This window comes from Nocardioidaceae bacterium SCSIO 66511 (assembly GCA_023100825.1).
GTDB lineage: Bacteria > Actinomycetota > Actinomycetes > Propionibacteriales > Nocardioidaceae > Solicola.
The window spans coordinates 1,565,034-1,576,669 of the sequence record CP095846.1 but is presented as its reverse complement, the minus strand read 5'-3'; the positions used below and the strand labels follow the sequence as shown (position 1 = coordinate 1,576,669).

Here is an 11,636-nt window from a genome sequence, read left to right as displayed (position 1 = left end):
GTGGGCCGCCAACTGCGGCCCACCCCAGACGTCGAGAAACGTAGGTACGCCTACTGCTCCGACGGGACGATGTTGACGACGCGACGGCCGCGGCGGCTGCCGAACTCGACCGCGCCCGCGGTGAGGGCGAACAGCGTGTCGTCGCCGCCGCGCCCGACGCCGGTGCCCGGGTGGAAGTGGGTGCCGCGCTGGCGGACGATGATCTCGCCGGCGTTGACCTGCTGGCCGCCGAACCGCTTCACGCCGAGGCGCTGGGAGTTGGAATCGCGGCCGTTCTTCGTGGAGGCCGCGCCCTTCTTGTGTGCCATGAGAGTGAGTCCTTCGTACTGAGTCGGTGAGGCGGCCTCAGGCGGAGATGCCGGTGACCTTGACCTGGGTGTACTGCTGGCGGTGACCCTGCCGTTTGCGGTAGCCGGTCTTGTTCTTGTACTTGACGATGCTGACCTTGGGTCCCTTGGTCGCGGCGACCACCTCTGCGGTGACCTTGGCCTTGTCGAGGGACGCGGAGTCGGACGTCACTGTCTCACCGTCGACCAGCAGCACGGCCGGGAGCTCGACCGACTCACCGACGGCCGAGGCCACCTTGTCGATCTCGATGACATCGCCGACGGCGACCTTCTGCTGGCCGCCGCCACTGCGCACGATCGCGAACACGACTCACTTCCTCGGGTGGTGTTTCGGGTGTCGACGCGGGGCCGACGAGAACAAGGGGCGCGCGATAGCACACCAAGGACTAATAATACGGATGCTCGGCTGGGTCCGTCAAAGCGGGTCTGCTCGTACGTACGCCCGACCGGTCACGCGACAGGTGTCTCGGCCGGCGTATCGCCGTCGGCCGAAGCGCCCGACTGATCGTCGTCACGCTCGTTGCCGTCGTCACGCTGCTTACCGCTACGCCGTCTGCCGCCGCGTTTGGGCTTGTCGGTGTCGGATTTGGCCCCGTCGGTCTGCTGCTTGATCTGGCCGTCGCCGGCCGACGAGTCGGCCTGGGCATCGTCGGCGTTGCCCGACTTCTCGTTGTTCGACTTGTCGCTACCGGACTTGTCGTTGTTCGACGACTTCTCGTTGTTCGACGACTTCTCGTTGTTCGACGACTTCTCATTGTTCGACGACTTGTCGTTGCCCGACTTCTCGTTGCCGGACTTCTCGTTGCCCGACTTGTCGCTACCGGAGGAGTCGGTCGCCGACTTGTTGTCGCCGCCTCGACCCTTGCCTCGGCGGCGCCCGCGCGACGACTCCTCCGTACGCTTCTTCGGCTCGACCGGCTCGTTGTGGATGATCAGGCCGCGGCCGTTGCAGTGCTCGCAGGTCTCACTGAACGCCTCGACCAACCCGGTGCCGATCCGCTTGCGGGTCATCTGCACGAGGCCCAGCGAGGTCACCTCAGCGACCTGGTGGCGTGTGCGGTCACGTCCAAGACATTCGACCATCCGCCGGAGTACGAGGTCGCGGTTGTTCTCCATCACCATGTCGATGAAGTCGACGACGATGATGCCGCCGATATCGCGCAGCCGGAGCTGTCGCACGATCTCCTCGGCCGCCTCGAGGTTGTTCTTCGTCACCGTCTCCTCGAGATTGCCTCCCGAGCCGGTGAACTTCCCCGTGTTGACGTCGATGACGGTCATCGCCTCGGTGCGGTCGATGATCAGCGAGCCGCCGGACGGCAGCCACACCTTGCGGTCGACGGCCTTGGCGATCTGCTCGTCGATCCGGTACGACTCGAAGACGTCCTTGTCGTCGTTCGTCCAGTGCTCGAGTCGGTCGGCCAGATCGGGAGCGACGTGCTGGACGTAGCCCTCGACCATGTCCCATGCGTCGGCGCCCTCGACCGTCAGCTTCGCGAAGTCCTCGTTGAACAGATCACGGACGACCTTGATCATCAGATCCGGCTCGCCGTACAGCAGCTGCGGGGCGTTCGGCTTCTCGGCCTTCTTCTCGATATCGCCCCATCGCGCGGTCAGTGCCGACACATCGCGGTTGAGCTGCTCCTCGGTCGCGCCCTCGGCCGCGGTGCGGATGATGACGCCCGCTTCCTCGGGCAGGATCTCCTTGAGCAAGCCCTTGAGCCGGTTGCGCTCGGTGTCGGGCAGCTTGCGCGAGATGCCGTTGGTGTGCCCGCCCGGCACGTACACCAGGAAGCGGCCGGCGAGGCTGATCTGGCTGGTCAGGCGCGCGCCCTTGTGACCGACGGGGTCCTTGGTGACCTGGACCAGCACGGTCTGGCCCGACTTCAGCACTTCCTCGATCTTGCGCGGCTTACCGTTGCCGAGTGCCTTCCAGTCGACCTCGCCGGCGTACAGGACGCCGTTACGTCCCTTGCCGATGTCGATGAAGGCCGCCTCCATGCTGGGCAGGACGTTCTGTACGCGTCCCAGGTAGACATTGCCGATCATCGACGACTGGGACGCCGCCGCAACGTAGTGCTCGACGAGTACGTCGTCCTCCAGCACCGCGATCTGTGACATGTCGGGGCGCTGGCGGATCACCATCTCGCGCTTCACCGACTCGCGGCGGGCGAGGAACTCCGCCTCGGTCACGATCGGCGCGCGACGACGCCCGGCCTCGCGACCCTCGCGGCGTCGCTGCTTCTTGGCTTCGAGCCGGGTCGAGCCCGACACGCTGGTGATCTCGTCCTCGGCGCTGCGGCGCTCCCGGACCTTCGTGACGGTGTTCGCCGGATCGTCGGTGGCAGTGCCGGAGTCCTCGCCGCGGCGCCGGCGGCGTCGACGCCGGCGGCTTGAACCTTCGCCGGACTTCTCCGAGGAGTCGTCGTCCGACGAATCGCCCGAGTCGGCGTTCGGAGCGGTTTCGGTGTCGCTCGATTTGTCTTTGGCGGCGTTGTCGCCGGTGTTCTCGCTCGTGTCGTCGTCGCTGCGGCGGCGACGGCGCCCACCGCGACGGCGGCGCCGACGGGAGCCGGATCCGTCCTCGGACCCGTCCTCGTCATCGCGTGAGTCATCGCGTGAGTCATCGCCGGAGGGCTGCTCCGGGGCCGGCTCCTCTGCGGCCTTGGGCTTCGCCTTGGCGCGCACCGGATCGGGTGCCTGGAACAACGGCGCGGCGAAAGGTGACGGCGCCGGGGACTGTGCCGGTGCCTCCGCGGACTCTGGGGCGTCGGCCGTCGTGGCCGTTTCACCGTCGCCCGAGTCGTCCTTCGCGGCGGCCTTCTTCGTGGACTTCTTCGCGGTGGTCTTCTTCGCGGCCGCCTTCTTCGTGGACTTCTTCGGGGTCTCGGGCTCCGCAGTCGGATCTGCGACGGGTGCCTCGGCCGCGTCGGAGGCGGGCGGCTCCTGTTTGCGGGCCTTCGAGGCCTTCTTCGCGGGCTTTGCGGGTGGCTCGGCGGCCGAGAAAGTCGTCGCCGCCGGTGGGCCCGCCGGGCGCGAAACGGCGCGCCTACGCTTGGGGGCTTCGGCCGTACCGGAGGTCGTAGTGCCGGTCGATGTGGCCGAGCCGCTGTCTTCGTCGAGCATCTGCTCTCCTCTGGCTCCCGGGCGTACGCCTCACGGAAGCCCGTGTCGGTCGCTCGCTGCCACGGAGGCGCGAACGCAAGCTTTACGGTCGCGGCGAAACCCACGGTGTCACTCAGCGACCTGCGCCGCCGCGGTCGACACGCCGAACTCTCGTTGGCCGTGTGTCGCGGTCGGGTGCAATCTCGTCGCCGCCGTAGCCGATCGCGTCTGTGCGACTCGGCCGAAGCATCGCCGGGTTGTGCGAGGTGGCGTACGCCATACCGCACAACCATCGTCAGTATCGCACACGCAGCGACCGGATCCCGAACCCGAGCGCCCGGCACGGCGATCTGTCGTTGCGTCGTGCACCATTGTTCCGTGGTGTCATCCCCTGCGGCTCACCCGCGGCCAGCGCATCGCGTCCTCGCACTCACCTGCCTGGTCGCGCTCGCGCTCAACCTGCGCAGCGTGGTTTCCAGTGTCGGCGTGTCGCTCGAGGCGCTCGTGCCCGCGCTGTCGATGTCGGGACCGGCCGCAGGCCTGCTGACGACCCTGCCGGTGCTCGCCTTCGCGTTCTTCGGAGCCACCGCCAACGGAATCGCGAGAACCGTCGGGCTGCATCGCACCGCCGCCGCATCGCTGGCCGCGCTGGCCATCGGCATGGTCGTACGCGCGTTCGTCGACTCGACCTGGCTCTTCATGCTGGCGACGACCGTAGCCCTCGCGGGCGCGGCAACCGGGAACGTCATCCTGCCGCCACTGGTCAAACTGCACTTCCCCGACCGAGTCGGCACGATCACCGCGGTGTACACCGCAGCCCTGCTCGCGGGCGCGTCGCTGCCGCCTGCCGTGACCGTCCCGATCGCGGACGCCGCCGGCGGGTGGCGCACCGGACTACTTGCATGGGGCATCCTCGCGGCCATCTGTCTGTTGCCCTGGCTCGGCTTCCTCGGCCACGACGTCCATCCATCGGTGACTCGCCGGAAGAAGCTTCCGCTCTCGGCGGTCGTTCGCTCACCGATGGCCTGGGCGATGGTGGTCTTCTTCGGTGTTCAGTCGTCCAATGCGTACGTCGTGCTCGGCTGGCTCGCGCAGGCGTACAGCGATGCCGGCCTGAGCCGGGCGGCCGCTGGCGTCATGGTCGGCATCGTCCAGGCACTCGGGATACCGATCGCCCTGCTGCTACCGCAGTTGACCCGACGACTGCCCGATCAGACGATGCTGCCGATCGGCTTCGCGGTGCTCTCGGCCGGCGGCTGGCTCGGCGTCATGGCCGCGGCCGACACCGTGCCGTGGCTGTGGGCGGTGCTGCTCGGCGTCGGCGGCGGCTCGTTCCCGTGGGTTCTGTCGATGATCGCCCTTCGTACCAAGACCCCGGCCGGCACCGCCGCGTTGTCCGGGTTCGTGCAGTCGGGCGGTTACCTCCTCGCGGCGCTCGGACCGTTCGGCGTCGGGCTCCTACATGACGCGACCGACTCCTGGACGGCGCCGATGCTTGCGGTTGCCTGCGCTTCGTTGCTGCTCCTGATCGGGCTGGTATTCGCGCGACCTCGCTGGTTCGAAGACTCCGTTCGCTGACTCGTCACGCCTGCACCGTTGAGTCGTCAGGACGTGACCGACGACTCAACGGATTCGGCGGTCAGAGGTCACCGGCGCCGGCCGCTCCGAAGCGCCGCGGCCGTCTCGACGGCGCGCCGAGCCTGGTAGCGAGCAGCATCCAGCTCGACGTCGCCGGGCACCCCGTCCTGTCCGCTGACATGCGACGCGCCGTACGGGTTGCCGATCGCGAACTGGATGGGGTCGGTGAACCCGGGCGGCACGATCACGCCGCCCCACGCGGCGAAGACGCTGAACAACGAGAGCAGTGTCGTCTCCTGGCCCCCGTGCGCCGTCGCGGACGATACGAACCCGCTGTAGACCTTGTCGGCCAGACGTCCCGCATGCCACGACGCCCCGGTGGTGTCGATGAACTGCTTCAGCTGGCTCGAGACCATGCCGTACCGGGTCGGCGTGCCGAAGAGCACTGCATCCGCCCATTCGAGGTCTTCGACCGTCGCCTCCGGAACCTCCTGCGCCTGGTCGACGTGAGCAAGCCATCGGTCGTTCGCGGCGATCGCCTCTGCCGGAGCCAACTCGGGCACCTTGCGAAGTCGTACCTGCGCCCCCGCCTTCTCCGCGCCCTCCGACGCGGCGGTTGCCAGCGCATGCACGCTACCGGTCGAGCTGTAGTAGACGATCGCTGCTTTCACTTCGGTCATCAGACCTTCTCCTTCGTTGGTTGTTGCGAAATCGGTGTCCGCCGCATCGGGCGGAGCAGGCGCAGGGATGCGCCGAGCGCGCCGGCCGTGACGACGAGGGGTACGACCGCAGCGGCCCGCAGACCGGTGATCCCGTCGCCGGCGAGCGCCCATACGGCCGTCACGAGCGTCGGACCGAGCGAGAAGGCGAGCTCGCGAACGAGACTGCTGGTGGCACTGACAGTGCCGATGAACGCGGGCGGAGCGGCGACGATCAACTGGGTCATGTTCGGGCCGAAGAACAGGCCCATCCCGACGCCTGTCACCGCGAGCCGCCAGGCGACGTCGATCGCCGACCAGCCGCCGGACAGAGGCACCAAGGTCGCGGATCCGGCGACGAGGACGACGGCGCCGACGGTGGTCGTACGCGCCAGACCCCAGGCGTCGGCGAGGACGCCCGCGATCGGTCCGACGACGGCGGTCGCGGCGGGGAACGCGAGGATCGTCACACCGGCCTCTGCGGGGCTCAGGTCGAGTTCGCGGATCGTGAAGAACGGCAGGAGGAAGAGCAACGCAGCGTTAGCGGTGGCGACCGCACCGAGACCGAGATGCGCGTACCAGACGGTGCGCTCGCGTACGGCGGAGACGATCGCTGGGCTCGTCGGCATCCGGTACCACGCGTACAGGGCTGGCACGGCCGCCGCGATGAGCAACAGCCAGGCGAGCTGACCGCCCGCGGCGAACGTCAGCGCCAAGAGCACCGCCGAGCCCGCAACACCGATGAGTCCGGTCTCGACGAGCATCGACCGCGCCGGCCGAGCGAGCGGCCCCGTCCGGTCCATCCGGGTGGCAGCGACGTACATGACCGCGGCTGCGACCGGGATGTTCACCCAGAAGATCCAGGGCCATCCCCAGGTCTCGACGAGTACGCCCCCGACGACCGGACCCGCTACCGACCCGAGAGGGCCAAGCGTGATGGCGATCGACATGGCGCGACCGCGGGCCTCCGGCCGCACGGCTCCGGTGACGACGACCGGCAGCAGCGCGAACAACATGCCGGCGAAGGCGCCCTGCGAAGCGCGTGCCGCGACGATGAGCGCGAGCGTCGGCGCGAACCCGACAGCAAGACTGCTGATCGCGAATCCCCCGACCGACATCAGCATCGCCGCCCGCGCACCAGTGCGGTCGAGGTAGCGCCCCGAAGGCAAGGTCACGGCGACGAGCGGCAACAGGTAGCCGAGGATCACCCATTGACTCGCGTCGGTACCGACGGCGTACTCGTCCTCGATCACCGGAAGCGCGACGTTCACGACGCTCATGTCGAGGGTTGCCATGAAGATGACGAGCCCCATCGCGGCGACGACCGACCAGCGGTTCTTCGGCTCGGTCGCCTTCGTACGTCTCGTGTTCACGACTCCTCCAGAAAGTTCACAGTGCGTGTAGTTTAGACACAACTACACATGGCGTGAAGTTATTTCCTGGACTCGTGCCGAGTCGCGATGAGAAGGTGCGTGAGATGTCTCGACCCGAACCCGTCAACGCGCGCGGCAGGCGTACGCGAACGGCGCTGCTCGACGCCGCCTGGGCATTGGTCGAGGAGGTCGGGCCCGCAGCCATGACGATGGCGTCGGTCGCGGACCGCGCGGGGGTGTCGCGCCGCGCGGTCTACCTGCACTTCGCGTCGCAGCCCAAGCTCGTCAATGCATTGTTCGACTACGTGAACGAGGTCGAGGACATCCGAGCGGCGTTGGCACCGGTCTACGACGCGCCGGACTCCCTCAGCGCCCTACAGGAGTACGCGAAGTTCCTTGCGACGTTTCGGATTCGGATCCTGTCCGTGTCGAACGCGATCTACCACGCCATCCGCCACGACGAAGGCGCTGCCGCCCACTGGGCCACCGCGATGCGTGCCCGCCGCAGCCTCTGCACGACGTTGGTGAAGCGACTCGTCGACGACGATCGACTGTCGCCACAGTGGACGGTGGAAACCGGATCCGAGATGCTCCTCGCGGTCTCGTCCAACGAGGTCGTCGAGACGTTGCACAAGGACGTCGGGTGGTCGGCAGAACAGATCGCCGAACACCTCGGCACGGTCCTCGAGTCGACCTTCGCCACACCCCGCTGAGTCAGTAGCGCGAGCGCTGGAGCCGCGAGCGTACGACCACGCCGAGACCGTGCCGCTGCTCCGTACGCCGATGGATGTTCAGCAGCAGTCCGACGGCCATCATCGAGGCGAACAACGACGTGCCACCCGACGAGACGAACGGCAGGGGTACGCCCGTCACCGGCATGATGCCCAGGCACATTCCGATGTTCTGGAAGGACTGGAACCCGAACCACACGACGATGCCGACCGCGGCGAGCTGGCCGAAGAAGTCGTGGGCGTTGCGCGCGATGCGCAGGCCGCGCCAGAGGACGATCGCGAACAACGCGATCACCGCGCCGGCTCCCACCAGGCCGAGCTCCTCGCCCGCGACGGTGAACACGAAGTCGGTGTGCTGCTCGGGCACGAAGCCGGACTGCGTCTGCGAACCGTGGAACAGACCTTGCCCGAAGATGCCGCCGTTGCCGATCGCGATCCGCGCCTGCATCGTGTTGTAGCCCGCGCCGCGCGGATCGAGCGTCGGGTCGGTGAACGCGGAGAACCGTTCGAGCTGGTACTGCTCGAGCACACCCGAGATTATCGCCGCGGCGATGACACCTCCGGCGACCACGAGCAGCCCCGCGAGCCACCGCTTCGGCGTACCCGCCACGACGAGCACCCCGAACACGACGGCGATCAGGACCATCAGCGTGCCGAGGTCGGGCTGGGCAAGGATCAGCGCCGCCGGAACGGCCGCGATCGCCAATGCGGGCACCAGATCGGATGCGCGTACGGACTCCCGGTTGCCGCCCTCGGTACGCTCCGCCAGCACCAGCGCCATCCCGACGATGACACCGAACTTCGCGAACTCGGCCGGCTGGATCGACAGTCCGCCGATCAGCAGCCACGAATGGGAGCCGTTGATCGTCGCGCCGACCGAGGGCACGTAGATCAGCAGCAGGCCGACGATCGAGAACAGGTAGACCGCAGGCGCCCACACCCGCAGCCAGCGGTGGTCGGTCGAGGCGACAAGCGCACCGAGCACTGCGCCCACGACGATGTTGATCACCTGCTTCGTCAGGTACGCCGTGCTGTCTCCCCCGGTCAGCTCATCGCGCCCCGACGTGGCCGACCACACCAACACGGCACCGATGACGGTGAGCGCCGCGACCGCTGCGATAAGGATCCAGTCGAGCCCCGCCCAGACGGTCTCGCCGCCCTTCTTCTTACCCGCCATCGACCGGTGCATCAGCGTCCCCTCGGGGCCACTATCGTGCCGTCGCGCTTGAACTCCGGCAGCCCTGCGGGCGGCTGCGTACCCGGAATCAGTGAATCGGCGCGGTTCACCTTGGAGCCCTTGACGCCGTAGAGCGCCTCCCACACACGGCGTACCGCGTCACCGGACGACCCCGAGCCCGTGCCGCCCTGCTCGATCATCGAAACCACGACGTAGTTCTTGTCGTACGTCGCGAGCCAGCCGGTCGTCTGACGACCGTGCACTTCGGCAGTACCCGTCTTCGCCCGGATGCGCACCTTGTCGAGCGGGAACCCCTGCAGCTTCCAGGCGTACGTACCGACTCGCGACGTGCCTTGCAGCGCACGGTCGATGTAGCGCAGCTTCGCCGCGGGCACCGGAACCTCACGCGCCTTCTCCGGCGCGATCTTCTTCACCACTTTGCCTGCGGGGTTGACGATTGCCTTGCCGATCCGGGGCTTCCAGACCGTGCCGCCGTTGGACAGCGCGGAGTACGCGACCGCGAGCTGAATCGGCGTGATGATCGTGTCGCCTTGCCCGATGACGAAGTTGACCGCGTCGCCGGCACGGTACTTGTATCCCTCGAGACAGAACTCATGCGCGTACAGGGCCTGGAAGCTGCGCGGGTCGGTCTTGCTCAGACGCTTGTCCCGCTTGCAGTAGTAGCCCTTCATCTGCTCGTAGTACGCCTGCTTCCAGGCGGGGTCGGCGACCCGGCCGTCCGACTCGCCGGGCAGGTCGATACCGGTCTCCTTGCCGATGCCGAACTCCCTCGCCATGTCGGCGAGCACTGCGTCGGCCTTCGCGCCCTTGGACTCGCCGCCGGCCCGCAGCCAGAGCTCATACCCCACGCGGTAGAAGAAGGTGTTGCACGACACCTGCAGCGCACGGTCGAAACCGATCATCCCGTACGCCTCGGACTCGAAGTTCTTGAACGTCTGGTTGCCGACCTGGAAGGCATTCGAGCAGTTGAGACGAGTCTGCGTGCTGAAGCCGTGCGTCAACGCACCGGCGGTCATGATCGGCTTCCAGGTCGACCCCGGCGACAGCTGTGCCTGGGTGGGTCTGGAGAGCAGCGGCTCGCTGGCCTTCTTCGAGTACAGCCGGTCGAGTTGCTTGTCGCTGATGCCATCGACCCACACCGACGGGTCGTACGACGGGTAGCTCGCCATCGCGACGACTCGACCGTCGTTCGGATCGAGCACGATCATCGCGCCAGACGATGCCTTGTAGTTGCGTCCCGTTATCTCGTCGTGGGTACGCCGGGCAGTCATGATCGCCTTGTGTAGTTGACGTTCGACGACCGCTTGCACCCGAGAGTCGATGCTCGTGACGAGAGTGTCACCGGGCCTGGCGGGCGTTCCTTCGTCGTCGCCGATGACTCGCCCCATCGCGTCGACGGTCTTGCCGTCGGAGCCTGGCATGCCGCGCAAGTACTTGTCGTAGGTGTACTCCAGCCCCGATCGGCCAACGACAGAAGCAGCGTTGAGGCTCTCGACATCATCGCGCTGCGCCTTGTCGTACTCGTCGCCCGTGATCGGCGTGAGATAGCCCAGCACATGTGCAGCGTTGATCCCGTACGGACTCGGGTACGTGCGGACGGGGCGTTCGTCAGCGGCGATGCCGGGGAAGTCCTCACCACGCTCCTGGATCGCCGCCGCGGTCGTACGCGGTACGTCCTTGGCGACCGGGACGGGTTCGTACGGCGAGCCGTTCCAGCATCGCGGCGGCTTTGCCGCGCCCTCGGCACCGCACAACTCGATTCGTGTCTCGATCGCCTTCGGAGCAAGGTCGATCAGCTTCCCGAGTCGTTTGAGCACCCGATCGCGCTCGTCCGACGACAGATCGCCGATCACGTCACGGTCGACGGTGACGACCCAGGAGGTTCGGTTCGCGGCGATCGGCCGACCCATGTCGTCGACGATCAGGCCGCGCGGCGGCTGCTGGACGACGTCGCGCACCGCGTTGCTCTCCGCCTTGGCTTGGTACTCGTCGCCGCCGACGACCTGGAGGTACCACAGCCGCGCGAACAACGTGATGAACAAGGACAGCACCAGTACGTAAACGACGACGATGCGGCCGCGCAGCACGCTGTTCATCGCACCGCCTCCAGCGGGCGTGGATCGAGTTTGCGGAATGCGGCGATGACTAGGGGCATCACGAGCGGCGCGAGGATCACGTCGTAGAGCACGGCGAGTGGTACGACTGTGAACACCCGGGCAACCGTGACGCCGTCGTCACCGAGAAGCAGGCCGCTGAGGGCGAACACCGAGGTGGCGACGAAGGAGCAGCCGGCGACGGTTGCGACCGCGGCGACAGCCGACTCCTCGGCATCGCGGCGTACCAGACCGGCGAGGTAGCCGGCGACCACGAACGCAAGTGCCCAGCGTCCGGCGACGTGGTCGGCCGGAGGTGCGAGGTCGACGAGAAGCCCGGCCACGAATCCGAGGATCGTGGCGTACTGAGGTCCGCGTACGATCGCCGCGCCGATGACGACGAGCAGGGCGAGGTTCGGTACGACGCCGGAGATCGACAGCTGCGCGAACAGACCGACCTGCAGGGTCAGCGCGACGATGACGAGCCCGAGGGCTACGGCAGCACGAGCCATCCGC

General features: G+C 67.5%; 10 protein-coding genes. 2 read left to right on the top strand and 8 right to left on the bottom strand.

Annotated elements, in window-relative coordinates:
- Positions 1–50: 50 nt before the first annotated feature.
- From rpmA to MU582_07400, 3 genes are all read right to left on the bottom strand, one after another.
- A complete protein-coding gene (rpmA, locus tag MU582_07410) occupies positions 51–308 on the bottom strand; it encodes a 50S ribosomal protein L27 (protein ID UPK76452.1) in 258 nt (85 codons plus the stop codon).
- A 37-nt stretch (positions 309–345) separates the two neighbouring features.
- A complete protein-coding gene (gene rplU / locus MU582_07405; protein ID UPK76451.1) occupies positions 346–654 on the bottom strand; it encodes a 50S ribosomal protein L21 in 309 nt (102 codons plus the stop codon).
- A 143-nt stretch (positions 655–797) separates the two neighbouring features.
- Positions 798–3,470, bottom strand: a complete 2,673-nt coding sequence (locus MU582_07400; protein ID UPK76450.1) for an Rne/Rng family ribonuclease — start codon at positions 3,468–3,470, stop codon at positions 798–800.
- Positions 3,471–3,827: 357 nt separating this feature from the next.
- Here MU582_07400 and MU582_07395 point away from each other — a divergent pair, with 357 nt between their 5' ends.
- On the top strand, positions 3,828–5,027 hold the full coding sequence (locus tag MU582_07395; protein ID UPK76449.1) for an MFS transporter: 1,200 nt from the start codon (positions 3,828–3,830) through the stop codon (positions 5,025–5,027).
- Positions 5,028–5,095: 68 nt separating this feature from the next.
- Here the strand turns inward: MU582_07395 and wrbA are convergent, their stop codons facing one another.
- Both wrbA and MU582_07385 read right to left on the bottom strand, forming a co-directional pair.
- Positions 5,096–5,707, bottom strand: a complete 612-nt coding sequence (gene wrbA, locus MU582_07390; protein UPK76448.1) for an NAD(P)H:quinone oxidoreductase — start codon at positions 5,705–5,707, stop codon at positions 5,096–5,098.
- Positions 5,707–7,098, bottom strand: a complete 1,392-nt coding sequence (locus MU582_07385; protein UPK76447.1) for an MFS transporter — start codon at positions 7,096–7,098, stop codon at positions 5,707–5,709. The genes wrbA and MU582_07385 overlap by 1 nt, the downstream gene beginning before the upstream one ends.
- A 104-nt stretch (positions 7,099–7,202) precedes the next feature.
- Here MU582_07385 and MU582_07380 point away from each other — a divergent pair, with 104 nt between their 5' ends.
- On the top strand, positions 7,203–7,811 hold the full coding sequence (locus MU582_07380) for a TetR/AcrR family transcriptional regulator (protein UPK76446.1): 609 nt from the start codon (positions 7,203–7,205) through the stop codon (positions 7,809–7,811).
- Between the two features lies 1 nt (position 7,812).
- On the opposite strand, the gene rodA is transcribed toward MU582_07380, so the two are convergent.
- From rodA to mreD, 3 genes are read right to left on the bottom strand one after another with little or no spacing between them, the layout of a single operon-like run.
- Positions 7,813–9,018: a rod shape-determining protein RodA gene (gene rodA / locus MU582_07375; GenBank protein ID UPK76445.1), complete on the bottom strand. Its 1,206-nt coding sequence runs from the start codon at positions 9,016–9,018 to the stop codon at positions 7,813–7,815.
- Positions 9,018–11,123, bottom strand: a complete 2,106-nt coding sequence (gene mrdA / locus MU582_07370; protein UPK76444.1) for a penicillin-binding protein 2 — start codon at positions 11,121–11,123, stop codon at positions 9,018–9,020. The genes rodA and mrdA overlap by 1 nt, the downstream gene beginning before the upstream one ends.
- Positions 11,120–11,632, bottom strand: a complete 513-nt coding sequence (gene mreD, locus MU582_07365; protein UPK76443.1) for a rod shape-determining protein MreD — start codon at positions 11,630–11,632, stop codon at positions 11,120–11,122. The genes mrdA and mreD overlap by 4 nt, the downstream gene beginning before the upstream one ends.
- Between the last annotated feature and the right edge of the window lie 4 nt (positions 11,633–11,636).